This window comes from Alphaproteobacteria bacterium, assembly GCA_040905865.1.
Classification (GTDB): domain Bacteria; phylum Pseudomonadota; class Alphaproteobacteria; order UBA8366.
Map to the genome: position 1 here is coordinate 13,223 of JBBDQU010000065.1, position 15,420 is coordinate 28,642.

Annotated in this window: 10 protein-coding genes and 1 pseudogene; 7 read left to right on the plus strand and 4 right to left on the minus strand. The window is 65.0% G+C overall.

Annotation, left to right across the window (positions count from 1 at the left end):
• Positions 1-9: 9 nt before the first annotated feature.
• The 7 genes and pseudogenes from WD767_14190 to WD767_14220 all read left to right on the plus strand — a co-directional run bounded on the left by WD767_14190 (position 10) and on the right by WD767_14220 (position 7,072).
• Positions 10-1,080, plus strand: coding sequence for a ChuX/HutX family heme-like substrate-binding protein (locus WD767_14190; protein ID MEX2617242.1), 1,071 nt, complete (start codon positions 10-12; stop codon positions 1,078-1,080).
• On the plus strand, positions 1,077-1,940 hold the full coding sequence (locus tag WD767_14195) for a hemin ABC transporter substrate-binding protein (protein ID MEX2617243.1): 864 nt from the start codon (positions 1,077-1,079) through the stop codon (positions 1,938-1,940). The genes WD767_14190 and WD767_14195 overlap by 4 nt, the downstream gene beginning before the upstream one ends.
• A gap of 3 nt (positions 1,941-1,943) precedes the next feature.
• Complete coding sequence (locus WD767_14200) at positions 1,944-3,023, plus strand: iron chelate uptake ABC transporter family permease subunit (protein MEX2617244.1); 1,080 nt, start codon at positions 1,944-1,946, stop codon at positions 3,021-3,023.
• A complete protein-coding gene (locus tag WD767_14205) occupies positions 3,023-3,817 on the plus strand; it encodes a heme ABC transporter ATP-binding protein (protein MEX2617245.1) in 795 nt (264 codons plus the stop codon). Before WD767_14200 ends, WD767_14205 begins: the two co-directional genes overlap by 1 nt.
• Before the next feature lie 164 nt (positions 3,818-3,981).
• Positions 3,982-4,734: pseudogene (locus WD767_14210) on the plus strand (MmgE/PrpD family protein).
• Positions 4,735-4,794: 60 nt separating this feature from the next.
• Positions 4,795-5,361 (plus strand): hypothetical protein, encoded by a 567-nt coding sequence (locus tag WD767_14215; GenBank protein MEX2617246.1) that lies wholly within the window; start codon positions 4,795-4,797, stop codon positions 5,359-5,361.
• Between the two features lie 52 nt (positions 5,362-5,413).
• On the plus strand, positions 5,414-7,072 hold the full coding sequence (locus WD767_14220; GenBank protein ID MEX2617247.1) for an HAD-IIA family hydrolase: 1,659 nt from the start codon (positions 5,414-5,416) through the stop codon (positions 7,070-7,072).
• On the opposite strand, the gene WD767_14225 is transcribed toward WD767_14220, so the two are convergent.
• From WD767_14225 to WD767_14240, 4 genes are all read right to left on the minus strand, one after another.
• On the minus strand, positions 7,057-9,384 hold the full coding sequence (locus WD767_14225) for a DUF3604 domain-containing protein (GenBank protein MEX2617248.1): 2,328 nt from the start codon (positions 9,382-9,384) through the stop codon (positions 7,057-7,059). The genes WD767_14220 and WD767_14225 overlap by 16 nt on opposite strands.
• 238 nt (positions 9,385-9,622) lie before the next feature.
• Positions 9,623-11,374 (minus strand): gamma-glutamyltransferase family protein, encoded by a 1,752-nt coding sequence (locus WD767_14230; GenBank protein MEX2617249.1) that lies wholly within the window; start codon positions 11,372-11,374, stop codon positions 9,623-9,625.
• Between the two features lie 195 nt (positions 11,375-11,569).
• Positions 11,570-13,657 (minus strand): hydantoinase/oxoprolinase family protein, encoded by a 2,088-nt coding sequence (locus WD767_14235; protein ID MEX2617250.1) that lies wholly within the window; start codon positions 13,655-13,657, stop codon positions 11,570-11,572.
• Positions 13,658-13,688: 31 nt separating this feature from the next.
• Positions 13,689-15,350, minus strand: coding sequence for a hydantoinase B/oxoprolinase family protein (locus WD767_14240; GenBank protein MEX2617251.1), 1,662 nt, complete (start codon positions 15,348-15,350; stop codon positions 13,689-13,691).
• Between the last annotated feature and the right edge of the window lie 70 nt (positions 15,351-15,420).

Sequence of the window (15,420 nt, forward strand, 5' to 3'; positions counted from 1 at the left end):
GAAACAGCGATGACAGAGACAGCCATGGCAGATCCGGCGGAATCGGCGCCGCTACAGGCCCGGTTGGTCGCCCTGCGTGACGCCGAACCGAACATCCGCGCCCGCGATGCGGCGGAAAAGCTGGGCGTCAGCGAGGGGGAACTCCTTGCCTGCCGATGCGGCGCGGGCGTGCAGCGCCTCCAGGGACCCTGGGGCGACCTGATCCAGGCCCTGCCGGGACTGGGCCGGGTCATGGCGCTGACACGGAATGATCATGCGGTGCATGAAAAGAAGGGCGTATTCGGCAATATCTCGATCTTCGGCGACAGGATGGGGCTGGTGCTGAACCGCGATATCGACCTGCGCATCTTCCTCGGCCACTGGCATTTCGGCTTTGCCGTGGCGGAGGCCGCCGGCGAAAGCACACGTCACAGCCTTCAGTTCTTCGACTGCGATGGAACGGCGGTTCATAAAATCCACCTGCTGGAGGACAGCAACCGGGCGGGTTATGACGATCTGGTCGCGCGGTTCCTGACGCCGGACCAGTCGCCGGCGATGGCGGTTACACCGGTTCCGGCAGGCCCGGACGACCGGCCCGATCCGGCCATCGACACGGTCGTGCTGCGGGACCGCTGGCTCGGCCTGAGGGATGTGCATGACTTCCACGCCATGCTGGACGAAGTGGGCACGGGCCGGATGCAGGCGCTGCGTCTGGTCGGCAGGGATCTGGCCTGGCCTGTCGACGTGAAATCGTTCCGGATTGCGGTAACGGCGGCGGCGGCGCAGGAAATACCGGTCATGGTCTTCGTTGGCAGCCCCGGCGTCGTGCAGATCCATACGGGGCCTGTGGTCACCCTGCGCGATGTCGGCCCGTGGTTCAATATTCTCGATCCGCATTTCAATCTTCACCTGCGCGAAGACCGCATCGCCGGGGCCTGGGTCGTCCGCAAGCCGACGCGGGACGGCATCGTCACCTCGCTGGAAATCTATGACGGAGACGGTGCGCAGATCGCCTGGCTGTTCGGCGAACGCGGCGAAGGCAAGGGGGAGCGGCATGACTGGCGGGCGCTGGTCGAATCGCTGGAAGGAGCGGACGCTTGAACCGTTTTGTCCGGCTTGCCGTCGTTCTGGCGTTTGTTGCATCCGCGGCGCGGGCCGCCGATGCGCCGGCGCAACGGATCGTGTCCGCCGGCGGGGCGATCACCGAGATCGTCTACGCGCTGGGCTTCGCCGATAACATCGTTGCGGTCGACACGACGAGCTATTACCCGCCCGACGCGATGAAGAAACCCAAGGTCGGCTACTTGCGGCAACTTGCCGCCGAACCGATCCTCGCGCTGCAGCCGACCCTGCTGCTGGCGGATGGCGATGCCGGCCCGCCGGATGTCCTGGCGCAGATGCGCGACGCGGGGCTGGATATCGTCATGGCGCCGGACGATCCTTCGCCGGAAGGCGTGCTGGTAAAAATCGATCTGGTCGCCACGGCGCTGGGCGTGCCGGAAAAAGGCGCGGTGCTGGCGGCGCGGCTGCAATCCGAGCTGTCGGCGCTGAAGGCGCGGATCGATACCGCAAGGCACCGGCCACGGGTCCTGTTCCTGCTGTCCATCGGGCAGGGGGGTGCGCCGCTGGCGGCCGGTACCGACACCGCCGCCGCCGAGATCATCCGCATGGCGGGCGGGAAAAACGTCGTCGATTCATTCGAGGGCTACAAGCCGCTGTCGCCGGAAGCGATGGTGGCGGCGGCGCCGGATATCATACTCGCGACCCACCGGTCGCTGGGGCTGCTGGGCGGGCAGGACACGCTGCTGGCGATCCCGGAAATCGCCGCGACCCCGGCGGGTGCGGAACGGCGGGTCATTGCGATGGACGGGTTGCTGTTGCTCGGGTTCAGCCTGCGCCTGCCGCAGGCCGTGCGCGGTCTCGCAAATGCACTGCACCCGAACCTGAAACTCGCGGACTGACCGATGAGCGTCGCCGCACTATCCGGCCCGACGCTGCGGCCCTACCGGAACCTTGTGACGATTCTGTCCCTGGCGGGTTTCCTGCTGTTCGCCATCCTGCTTTCGGCCGGAAAGGGCGCGGTGCCCATCGCGCCCGGCGCCTTCTTCGCCATCCTGGGAAATTTCGTGGGGCTGGAGCTGCCCTGGGCGTTTACGCCGCGCGAACAGACGGTCCTGCTGGCGATCCGCCTTCCGAGGGTCTGCCTCGGCATCCTGACAGGCGCCGGACTGGCGCTGGCCGGCGCCACGCTGCAGGGGCTGTTCCGCAATCCGCTGGCCGATCCGGCGCTGATCGGCGTGTCCTCGGGCGCGGCGCTGGCCGCGGTATCGGTCATCGTGTTCGGCGGCGGCGCGGCGGCGGCGCTGCCCTTCCTGCCGCAAACCTGGCTGCTGCCGCTGGCCGCCTTCGCCGGGGGGCTGGGCTGCACGGCGCTGGTCTACCGGATCGCGAACCGGGGCGGCCGCACGGATATTCCGACGATGCTGCTCTGCGGGGTCGCGGTCAACGCGATTGCGAATGCGGGGATGGGGCTGCTGATCTTCCTGAGCGACGACCAGCAGTTGCGCGACCTCAATTTCTGGCTGCTGGGCAGCCTCGGCAGCGTCACCTGGGACAAGCTGCTGCCGGTGATTCCGCTGGCCGGTCTCGCCATCCTGCTCCTGCCCGGATTTGCGCGGTTCCTGAACGCGATGCTGCTGGGCGAGGCGGAAGCCCACCACCTTGGCTATGACGTGGAGCGGGAAAAGCGCCTGGCTGTCCTGCTGGCCGCGCTGGCGACCGGCGCCGCGGTTGCGGTTTCCGGGATCATCGGTTTTGTCGGGCTGGTCGTGCCGCACTTGATCCGGCTGCTGATCGGGCCGAATCACGTCACCCTGCTGCCGGCTTCGGCGATGCTGGGGGCGGCGCTGATGCTCATCGCGGATCTGGTGTCCCGTCACATCGTGCTGCCGGCGGAATTGCCAATCGGCATCGTGACCGCCTGTGTCGGCGGGCCGTTCTTCCTGTGGCTGCTGTGGCGGCGGCGCGGCATCGGGGGCTGGTGATGCTGGCGGCAAATGGAATCGGCGTTTTGCTGGGCGGCAAGCGGGTTCTGGAGGATGTGTCGCTGCGCGTCGACTCCGGCGAAGTACTCGCGGTACTGGGTCCGAACGGGGCAGGCAAGACGACACTGATGAACGTGCTGACAGGCGCCCTGAAACCGGATTCGGGGAGCGTTACCCTGTCCGGTACGCCGCTGTCGTCCTGGTCGCGGCGCGATCTGGCGCGGCGACGTGCGGTCCTGCCGCAGCATTCCGATCTTTCCTTTCCCTTTCCGGTACTGGAAGTCGTACTGATGGGGCGCGGCCCGCATGCCCGCCATTCCAGCCGGCAGCGTGATCTGGCGGTTGCCCGGGCGGCGCTGCGCGAATGCGGTACGGATCACCTGGAGCGCCGCATCTACACAACCCTGTCCGGCGGCGAGCGGCAACGGGTGCACCTGGCGCGGGCGCTGGCGCAAATCTGGGCCGGCGACGGCGCGGCCGGCCAGTGCTGTCCGGATCGGTACCTGCTGCTGGATGAGCCGACATCCAGCCTGGACCTCGCCCATCAGCACGCGGCGCTGGATACCGCGCGCCGGCTGGCGGCCGATGGCGCCGGCGTGGTCGCGATCCTGCACGACCTGAACCTCGCCGCCATGTATGCGGACCGGATCTGCATGCTCCGGTCCGGCCAGGTCCATGCCTGTGGGACGCCGCAGGCGGTGATCCATCCGGACAGTATCGCCGCCGTCTATGGCGTGACTGCCAGCGTCATCACCCATCCGACCCGTAATTGCCCGCTCGTGATAGCGGCATAGGGATGACCGGATACCTATCCTGTTGAAGATATGGTGGTTTCACAGGTTTGAATGAAACCTGTTGCGGTTTCGTCTAAACCTGATGTGCTATAGTCTGTGTCCGGGAATCGGAAAAATTCTCCCGTCCCGTCCATTTTGAACGGCAAAAACACCCGGCCTGCATCATGAATACCGCCATCGCTGATGACTTAATCGACACGCTCACCGGTCGGATCGCGGAATTCATCGCCGGTGACGCGCCGGCCAATGCGCCCGAAGGTACGGACAGGCACGTCATTCGGGCCTTCGTCAACTGGCTTGGCTGCACGATCGGGGGCAGCCGGGACGAGTCGGTTTCCCGGTTGCTCGCCGTAATGGATATTGTCGCCGGGGCGGGGCAATCCACGGTTTGCGGGCTAAACCGGAAACTGGATATGGCCCATGCGGCATTCGCCAACGGCTTTGCGTCCAATGTGCTCGATTTCGACGATATGCATGTGCCGACCCTGATCCACCCGACGGGGCCGGTCGTCGCGGCCGCCTTGTCTGTCGCGGAAGCGTAGCGGGATACCGGTCGGGCGCTGCTGGACGCGATCCTGATCGGTATCGAGGTTGAGCTGCATGTCGGGCGCTGCCTGTTCCCGGATCATTATGATCGTGGCTGGCATATCACGGCGACTGCCGGCGTTCTCGGCGCGGCGGCCGCTGCCTGTGCGCTGATGCGGCTCAACCGGCGGCAGACGGCGCGGGCGCTGGCGATGGCGGCGACGCAGGCGGGCGGGCTGCGCGCCATGCTGCCCAATGAGGGGAAGAACCTGAATGTCGGCAAGGCGGCGCAGGGGGGAGTGCTTGCCGCGCTGCTGGCGAAACAGGGGCTGGGCAGCGCGCCCGCCATCTTCGATGAGCCCTTCGGCTATTTCAGCGTCTTCGAACCGCGCGGCGATTTCCGGGAATCGCTGCGGGACCTCGGCCGCCGGTTTCTGGTCTCCGAAATCAGCCTGAAACCCTATCCCTGCGGGGTTGTCATCCATCCGGTAATCGACGCCTGCATCAACGTTACCCGGCGTTCCGGTTTCGATTGCGGCGCGGTCCGGTCCGTGGATATCTTCGTCCATCCCCGTACCGCCGTCCTGGCGGAAAAGCCGGATCCCGGTTCGCTGATTACCAGCCGGTTCAGCCTGCATCACGCGGCGGCGCTTGCCCTGACCTTCGGCGCGGCGGATTTCGACATATTCGAAGGTACGGACGTTGCCGATCCCGGCCTTACCGCCCTGCGCAAGCGGTTCGTCATTCACCGGTCCGACGAGATGACGGCGACGCAGGCTAAAGTCGTCGTTGAACTGGCCGACGGGGAGAGGATGGCGGAACATGTCACGAAGGCGGTCGGCGGACCGGACAATCCGCTCAGCGATGACCAGTTGAAGCGCAAGTTCATCCAGCTTTGCGGCGGGGTCATGGACGGGTCGGCGGCCGGCTCATTGTTCGCGCAATGCCTGGCGCTTCACGACGTTCATGATGTCGGCGACTTTGTAAACAAGGCCGTTTCAGGCTCATATGCGCCATGAGTGGCTCGGACGCGATACCTGTTCTGAATCACCGGATGGCAATGGCGGAACCATGGAAACACTGAAACTGGCGATCGTGACGGACATTCACCACGGGCCGACGCGCTATACCAAACAGGGCGCCGCGGCGCTGCCGTTGCTGCAAACGGTCGGCCAGCGGATTGCGGCGGGCAAGGCGGATCTGATTGTCGATCTGGGCGACCGGATTTCCAATGTCGACCATGATACGGATGCGGGGCTGATGCGCGACGTCATGTCGGTTTTCGGCGGGCTGGACAAACCCCGCGCGCACCTGCTGGGAAACCACGACCTGCATTACCTGACCCGGGCGGAAAACGAAGCGATCCTCGGCCGGCCCCTCGGCAGCCACAGTCAGGACCTGAAGGGGCGGCATCTCGTGTTCTGGCAGATCGACCTGTCCGGCCGGTTCCCGGACAGCCCGATCCCGAGCGACGCCGACCTCGACTGGTTGCGCCGCGATCTTGCGAACACCACGCTCCCCGCCGTCATCTTCACCCATGTGCCGCTCGACAGCGAAGCCATGACCGGCAATTACTATTTCCAGAACAACACGGCCTCCGCGACCCTGCGGCATACGCAGGCGGCGCGGGAAATCATCGAGGCTTCCGGCAAGGTCATTCTCTGCGTCGCCGGTCACGTGCACCGCAACCACAACACCACCATCGACGGCATCCGTTACCTGACGGTGCAGTCGCTGGCCGAAAGCTATACGACCGAAGGCGCGGCAAGCGGCGCATGGGCGGAAATCGAGATCGATGAACAGGTTCGCTGGACCGTCCACGGCGCCGATCCAATGCGGTACGAGGTGCCGGTGCGCGGGCTGAACGCCCATTGGACGCAACCGCTGCCGTCCTTCGATATCCTGCGGCTGAAGAACAGCATCGCCGATGCCGGCCACCCGGTTCGCGGCGTCATCCTCGATATGGACGGGGTGCTGTTCCGGGGCGACGAACCCATCGAGGGGTCCGCCGCCGCCGTTCGCGACCTGCAGGATCGCGGTATCCGCGTGGTCTGCCTGACCAATAATGCGCGGCGCACGCCGGTCGAATATGCGCGGAAACTCGGCGGCTTCGGCATTGCCGTGGATCCCGCCGATATCATTACCTCGGGCATGGCGGTTGCCCGGTACCTCATGGCGCAGGGCGTCGCGCCGCGGGTCCATATCGTGGGTAGCGCGACCCTGCGGGACACGGTCCTCTCGGCGGGGGCCGTCGAAAGCGACGATCCCGAATATGTCGTGGCCGGGATCGAATCCGGCCTGAAAATTGCCGACCTCACGCCCGCCGTTCGGCATCTTGCCAATGGCGCGGTCCTGCTTGCCAGCAATGCCGATGCGGTCATTCCGACCCCGCATGGACCCGAGCCGGAAGCCGGTCCGGTCGTCGCCTTCCTGGAAGCCGCGAGCGGCAGGACAGCCACGGTTCTCGGCAAGCCCCATGCGGCGATCTTCCACCTTGCCGTCGAACGGCTTGGCATTGCGAAGGATGAAACCGTCATGATCGGCGATACGCCGGAGACCGATATCGCCGGCGGTTTTGCCGCCGGGCTGCGAACGTTTCTGGTCGAATCCGGCAATGCGGTTTCCGGCGCCGACGTAAGGCATGAACCGACCGCGCGCTTCGCCGATTTACGTTCGGCGGCCGAGTTTCTTCTCGACGGGGCGGCCGTCCCGGATCATCGGAAGGCGTAGATCGGGCTGCTCCAGGCCTGGAAGCCGTCCTCGGTGGTGACGCAGACCCAGACGGGATTGTCGCCGGTCGGTTTCAGCGCGATGTCCAGTTCGATATCCAGGGAAAACGTCGTGTTCTCCGCCGGCAGGCGGAAGGTGCGAATCCTGCGCTCCAATCCGCCCGCTTCGAGGACGGTATCCTCCAGGCCGATTTCCGCGAGCGGAACGGTCAGGCTGCCGAGGTTCGTCGTGACCTCCAGGTCGCCGGGCGCGCCCGGTTCGATCCAGGCGTCGAACCCGCCGAAGTTACCGGTCGTGATGGAATCGAAGACAACCGTATCCGCGCCCTGCTGCTCCAGCAGCCGTTCCAGGTTGAAGGCATTGATCTTTTCGATACGCCGGATGGTCGCGCCGGAAAACCGGGCCTTGCCCTTCCAGTTGGTTTCACGGCCGCGACCGCGATATTCAGCGCCGCTCCACACCACGCGGATGCGTTCGCCAAGATCGCGTTCGGTATAGCCGCGCGCGGTGTGCAGGACGTCGAAGCCGTTGCGGATTTCCACCCGTTCGATCGGCGACTGGGTGGCGACCGCGACCTTCAGCGACAGTGACGAATCGTCCGTCTGCACGATATCGCCCATCATGACCTCTTTGACGCTTTGCGATGTCGCATCGTCGAAGGCATCGGGATCGCGGTCGAATAGCCGGCCGGATGTCGGGAAGGTTGCGCGCACGTCCAGATGCATCCGGGTGCCGGTCGTGCCGTAGTGATGGCGTTTGCGCAGGCAATCGAAGATCGCATCGCGGGTCAGTTCCGTTGCGTAGAAGCAGGTCAACCCGCCATAGGCGCCGAATGTGGAGGCTCCCGGATAGCTGGCGCCGGGCCGGCCCTTGTGGCCGTCGCTGTTGCAGACGACGCCGCTGCGATGGCCCAGCGGGAAGCCGTCGGTCAGCAGCCACTCGAAGGTGCCCCAGGCGGAGTGTATCTCCATCGCCGATTCCAGTTTCGGGTCATGGGCGTATTTGACATCCGCGTAGCGCCCGCCGACATGGGCATAGATCACGCAATCCTCGTCCTTCAGCGCCTCGAACAGCAGGTTGACATTCGGGGCGTCGGTGTCGAGGTCATGGCGTTCCGGCAGCAATGCGTGGGACGAGCGACGGATCGGCCGGCCCTCCGTGCGGAAATAGACGTTGCGGTCGCCGCCGACCGCCGTATTGCCCGACCATTCATAGCCGGGGAAGGTGACGAAGCGATGGTCCTCGTGATACTCCGCCGTCAACTCGTTGAGGAATTTCCAGAAGGCGTTGTTGATCTGGAAGTCATTCGCCTGGTGGCTGGTCAGGTCGAGAAAGGCCCGGTTGCGCGCGAAATTGAAGTAGGATCGGGACGTGCCGATGCCGATGGATTCGCCGCTCTGCCCGTGCAGGTCGCCCCAATAGGCGCCGTACTGTCCCTCGCGGATCATCATCGGGTGCGACCGCGCGACGACATTCCCTGTTGTCTCGTCCCGTACCGTTATGCGCAATTCGCCCGGCTTGTCGACGCTGAGCCCCTCGAAGGTGACGGCCCGCTCCCCGCGCGGATAATCGAAGCGGGAGGGCAGGTTGTTTACCGGCACGCTGGTTTCGAAGGTGAAGGCGCCGGTCGCATGTTCCGTCGGGTTGCCCCATTTGTCCTCGGCCTTCAGCCCGAAGATGAAACTTTCACCCGGCCGCCGCAGGCTGCTGAGCACGGCGCGCCAGACGACCGGCTGCCCCGGCACGATGGCGATGCTGGGCGTATTCGGGATCGGCGTGAAATGGCCGGTGGCGCAGACATCGGCCAGCACCTTGAACTCGAACCCGTCCTCGACGACGGTCTGCATCTTCATGCCGGGCGACCCGTGGCTTGTGTCGCCGAACACGATGGTGATGGTGTCGCCCTCGCGCAGATAACCGCCGGAAACCCCGATGGTCAGGGCCTTCCAGCGCGGCCGGGCGGACGCGCCGCGACGCGAATATTCCACCGACAATGTCGCGCCGTTGCTGGCCGTGGCGGTGACATAGCCGTCGCCGGACGGGTCGCTGGTCTGCAACCGGCCCGCATCGCCCATGGCGCGGAAGACGACCCGTATCGCGCCGCTGTCATCCAGGCCGAAACGCCCGACGGTATAGGTCAGGGTGAAGGTCTGGAAGCTGCGGACCTCGAACGCGCCCTTGGGGGAGAGATCGACATGCCCGTACAGGACCGGATCGGCGCCCGGCTGCACTTCGGACCAGCCTTCGCCGACAAGCCTGGAATCGGCGAGCGTTTCCAGTTTCTGGTCGGTTAATTTCCCTGTATCCGGCATGGCGTTACTTCCCCTGATAGTGACCGCGCGACAGACCGGGTCGGCATGGCAAATGAACCGGTTCCGGGCGGAATACGATATCGTGCCCGCGCCAAACATGCGAGGCAACCGGAATCAGCCTCACCGTCAGGGCAATCGGGTGAACCCGGTTGCCCTTTCATTTTTCCTTCCCTCAAGCGCCGGGCGGGTGCTCCGCGCCCTTGGCTTTCGGTGCACGAGCACCGACGGCCGCCTGGCCTTATCGTCCGAAGGCGTAGCCCTGTGTATTGCGGGCTGTCGCCGCCGCCTTGAGCAGATGGCCGTCGCGGGCGACCGCGCACATCCGGCCCTGCGACCATTCCTCGCCGATGGAAACGTCATGGCCGCGCCGGCGCAGCGCATCGACCGTTGCGGCGGAAAATCGCCCTTCGACGCTGAGCGATTTCAGCGCCGCGCGTTTCGGGTAGAACGATCCGGGGAAATGCGAGGTATTGAATGTGGGCGCATCGACCGCCTGCTGCAGGTTCTGGCCATGATGGATATGGCGCAGCAGGAACTGCAGGGCCCATTGATCCTGCCGGTCCGCGCCGGGCGTGCCGAAGGCCATGTAGGGCTTGCCGTGACGGGTCGCGAAGCCGGGGCTGAGCGTTGTGCGCGGCCGCTTGCCCGGCGCGATGCAGCCCGGCGTGCCCTCTTCAAGCGTGAATATCTGTCCCCGGTTCGACAGCGCGAATCCGAGGTCCGGGATGGTCGGCGAACTGCGCAGCCAGCCGCCGCTGGGCGTGATGGATACCAGGTTGCCGAACCGGTCGGCGACGTCGAGATGCACCGTGTCGCCGGTCGCGATGGATACGGCCGGCGACGGGGCGGACAGCGGGGACGGCGCGCCGTCTTCGGATATGGCGTAGCGCTGCCCGTCTTCGAGGCCATAGATGACCGGCCCGCCAAACCCCGGTATCGCGCCGGGCCGGATCTCTCCGGAGGCCGTTTCGCCGACCAGCGCGCGGCGCGCGGCATTGTATTCCTCGCTGAGCAGGACAGAGACCGGCACATCGACGAAATCCGGGTCGCCGTAGAATTTCTCGCGGTCGGCAAAGGCGAGTTTCGCGCATTCGGTGACGAGATGGACAAAATCCGGGCCGTCCGGATCCATCGATCCGATATCGAAACCGCGCAACAGCGCCAGTTGCTGCAGCAGGACGGGGCCCTGGCTCCACGGGCCGCATTTGAAAATCGTATAATCGCCGTAATCCAGCGACAGCGGCGCCTCGATGCGGGCCGACCAGCGGGCCATGTCCTCCCCGGACAGGAAGCCGCTGTGGCGTCGCCCGGAGGTGTCGAGATATTCATTGTCCCGGCAGAACCGGTCCACGGATTCCGCGACAAAGCCGCGATAGAACGCATCGCAGGCCGCATCGATCTGCTGTTCGCGGCCGCTGCCGGCGGCTTCCGCTTCGCGCAGGATGCGTTCGAAGGTATCCGCTAGAACGGGATTGGTGAACAGGTCATTCGCCTTCGGCACCCTGCCGCCGGGGCAGTATACCGCCGCCGAACTCGGCCAGTGTTCGACAAACAGCTCCTTCAGGCTGTCGATTGTCGCGACAACGCGTGCGGCGATAGGATAGCCGTTGCGCGCATGGCCGATGGCCGGCTCCATTACGTCGCGCAGGCGCAGCGAGCCCCAGTCGCGCAGCAGGGTCATGAAGGCGCCGAACGCGCCCGGCACCACCAGCGGCAGCAGTCCGGCGCCGGGGATGATGTCCAGCCCCAGATGGCGGTATGCGGCGGCGGTCGCCGCGGCGGGCGCGCCGCCCTGGCCGCAGATCACCGATACATCATCGTTTTTTGCATCGTACAGGATAACCGGCGCATCGCCGGCGGGCCCGGCCATGCTGGGTTCGACGACCTGCAGGGCGAGGCCGGTCGCAACAGCCGCGTCGAAGGCGTTGCCGCCCTTTTCCAGAATTGCCATCCCGGCCGCCGTTCCCAGCCAGTGGGTCGATGCCACCATGCCGAAGGTGCCGCAGAGTTCCGGCCGCGTGGTGAACGGCGGCTGCCCCGGCAATCCCTGCGTTGGCGCTGTTGCGCTGCCGCGAAACAGGTGTTCGATTTCCTGGGCCTTCATGGTCCTGTCTTTCTGTTGTCCGGCGACGCCCGCCATTCCGGACAGCGTAGCATCGCCGGTGCTCGTTTTGGAAATCTCCGGTCAGTTCTCCGGTAAATGGCAGATCAGGTTCAGGTGCCCATCGACATCGACTTTGGCGCCCGGTCCGATGACCGTCGTGGATTCCCGTTCCTCGACCACCGCCGGGCCATCGAAGCGGTCGCCCGCGCGCAGTGCATAACGGTCGTAGACATCGCATTCGACGAAGCCGGTTTCAGGGAAGTAGACCTGCCTTGTGCCTTTCAGGGCGGTTCCCGCTTCGCCGCCGCTGCCGAAATTCAGGGAAATTTCGGGGTTCGGGCCGCTTGCCGCCAGACGCCAGCTCATGGCCTCGATCCCGACGTCCCGGACCGTGCGTTCGAACAGCTTCTGGTAGGTATCGAAGAAGGACTCCCGCAAGTCGTTCAGGGTATCCGCTGACAGTGTCCCGTTCGGTACGGGGACGGAAATTTCGAAGCCCTGGCCCACATGGCGCATTTCGGCGGAGCAGGTGATCGTGACTTCGTCGCCGCTGACCCCCGCATCGGCGAGCAGCGCGCGCGCATCCGCTTCCATTTCCGCATACAGCGTATTGAGGTGCGCCCAGTCGAGGTTTTCCAGACGGGAAACATAGCTGCGCACATAGTCGATGGCCGGCGGCGCGACGAGAAAGCCCAGCGCCGAGGTCACGCCGGCCCCCAGGGGCACCACCAGTTTCCGCAGCTTGAGAATCCTGGCGAGCCCGTAGGCATGGACCGGTCCCGCGCCGCCAAAGGCGATCAGGTCGTAACGCCTGGGATCGCGTCCCTTTTCCGCGAGATGCATGCGGGTCGCGGCGGCCATGTTCTCGTTGACGATATTGTGGATTCCGATGGCGGCCTCCAGCGCCGTAAGCCCGAGCGGTTTGGCGATTTTCTCGACAATCGCCTTTTCCACCGTGTCCATGTCGAGGGCCATTTCCCCACCGAGGAAATAATCCGGGTTCAGGTAACCCAGATAGAGATCGGCATCGGTGACGGCCGGGTTCTCGCCGCCCAGCCCGTAGCATACCGGTCCCGGCGCCGAACCGGCGCTGCGCGGACCGACCTTGAGCAGCCCCATGCCGTCCACATTGGCGAGGCTGCCCCCGCCCGCGCCGATCTCGATCATGTCGACCACGGAAACCTTCAGGGGAAGGCCGGAGCCCTTCATGAATCGCCGCACCCTTCCGGCCTCGAAATCATGCTTGCGATCCGGTCTGCCGCCGTCGATGAGGCACATTTTCGCCGTCGTGCCGCCCATATCGAAGGAAATGAAGTTTTCGGTATCCGTAAGCCGGCTGTAATAGGATGCCGCCATCGCGCCGGCCGCCGGACCCGATTCGATCAGCTGGATCGGAAAGGCGCGGGCGGATTCAACGGTCGTGATGCCGCCGCCCGAAAGCATGACATACAGGGCGCCGTCATGCCCGGCGGCGCTCAGTTCGTTTTCCAGCCGTTTGAGATAGGTCTGCATGCGCGGCTGTACATAGGCATTGGCGCAGGTCGTGCTCGTGCGCTCGAACTCGCGGATTTCCGGCGCGGCTTCCGACGAAATCGTGAACGGAATGTCGCCCAGTTCCTCGATCAGGATCTGCCTGGCCTGCCGTTCATGGTCGGGATTGCGGTAGGAGTGCATGAAGCAGACGGCGACCGCCTCGACGGCTTCCTCATCGACCAGTTGCCGGGTAACGGCGCGGAATTCATCGGCGTCGAATGCCAGCAGGACTTCGCCGTCGGGCGCCATGCGTTCGGATACTTCCTTGCGCAGATAGCGCGGGACAAGGGTCGGCGGCGACTCCAGGAACAGATCGTACAGGTCGTACCGGATCTCCCGGCCCATTTCCAGGGCGTCGCGGTTGCCCCGGGTGGTGATCAGGCCGACCCTGGCGCCGGTCCGTTCGATCAGGGTATTCGTGACCAGCGTCGTGCCGTGCACGATGCTGTGCACCGCCGACGGGTCCGTACCCGCCTCTTTCAGGATGCGGCTGGTGCCTTCCAGGATGGCTTCGCTGGGATCGTCCGGCGTGGTCAGGCGCTTGCCCGTGAAGATAAGGCCGCGGTCGTCGTCGACCAGGACAAAATCGGTGAATGTGCCGCCGACATCGACGCCGATTCGAATTTTCTTTTTCATCGTTGCTCCAGTTTGATTCCTGCGGCCCGCCTCAGGAGATGCCGTAATCGCGAAGTGCCGCTTCCTTGCTGATATAGCCGTTCTTGATGTCGTCCCGGATCCGGGCTTCGTCCCGTTCCGCCGGGTTACCGTACCCGCCGCCGCCGGCGTAATGCATGTGCAGGCGAATGCCGGGATCGATCGTCGTGCGCGACTTCTGGTGCGGTACGGTGCCGTCGCTGAACCGGATGGCGCTGGTGGCGCCGTTCCCGCCGCCGAGAACGCCTTCCGCCGGGTGGTTCCAGCGGTCGGACAGCAGCGACAGCCGCATGGGTTCCCTGGACCGGACCTCGATTTCGCATTCCTGGCCCAGGCCGCCGCGGAATTTTCCGGCGCCGCCGGAATCCGTCCGGAATTCCTTCTTCCAGACGATCAGCGGGGCGATGCTTTCAAAGGCCTCGATACTGCCCGCGCCCGCATTGGTCGGAAAGGCGGTGGTCGAAAGCCCGTCCTTGCCGGGACAGCCGCCGACGCCGCCGCTGGCGAACAGAATCTGCGTGACCTGGTTCCCCTGCCGGTCCGTGCCGTTGAACACGGCCCGCATGGACGGCGCGCTGCCGCTGTCGGCAATGATCTTTTCCGGTACGGCCTGGGCCAGCGCCTTGTAGATGACGCCGGCGAGCAGATGCCCGGTCAATTGCCTGGCGTTGCAGGGGGCGGGGAAACGCGGGTTGAGGATGCAGCCTTCCGGGGCGTCGACGGTGATCGGCCGGTACGATCCCTCGTTGCGCGGCGTCTGGGGGTCGAGCGCGCATTTGATGGGATAGGCCGAATAGGCGTAGGTGTAGTTCATTACCGTGTTGAGGCCGCGTTTGATCTGCGGCGACGTGCCCGCATAGTCGATGTTCAATGTGCTGCCCTTTACCGTGATGGCGCATTCGATATGGGTTTCGTCGGGCGCGAAACCGTCGGCGTCCAGGGTGGCGTGATACACGCCGTCCGGCACTTCCTCGATTGCCCGGCGCATGACCGTTTCGGCGCGCTGCTGCAGGGTTTGCGACAGGGCCGTCAGGTTGGTCAGGTCGGAATCGCCGAGAAATTCGTTCAGCCGGCGGCCGCAGACCTGGTTGGCCGTCACCTGCGCGTTCAGGTCGCCGAGCACCTGGTCGGGCAGGCGGACATTGCTCAGGATCATTTCCTGCAGCAGTTCGTTCGGTTCCCCTTCGACCAGAAACTTCATCGGCGGAATGCGCAGCCCTTCCTCGAAGAGTTCGCCGCAATCCGCCGACCAGAGCGACCCGCCGATATCCGGCGAATGGGCGATCGATCCGGAAAACCCGACCAGGTTGCCATTGTGGAAAATCGGCATCGCCATGGTGATATCGGGCAGGTGTCCGGTCGCCAGCCAGGGGTCGTTGGTGATGACGCAATCGCCGGGCTTCCAGGTTTCCTTGGGAAAGCGGGCGAGGAAATGCTTCAGGGTCCGCGGCAGGATGCCGGAAAATGAGGGAATGCCGCCGGTGTTTTCCGACAGCGAATCGCCGTTTTCATCCATCAGCACCGTGCCGAAATCATTCGATTCACGGACAATGGTCGAAAAAGACGTGCGCAGCAGCGCCGCCGCCGACTCGTCGGCGATGGAAATCAGCCGATTCCAGAAGATTTCCAGGGTGACGGGGTCGAAGTTCCCGCCAGTTGGGTTTTTCCTGTTCATGTTATCTCCCGTTAAATGTTCCGTATTCCGGACGTTTGTGGCTTGCCCGGGTAGAGCCTGGATTGGTATT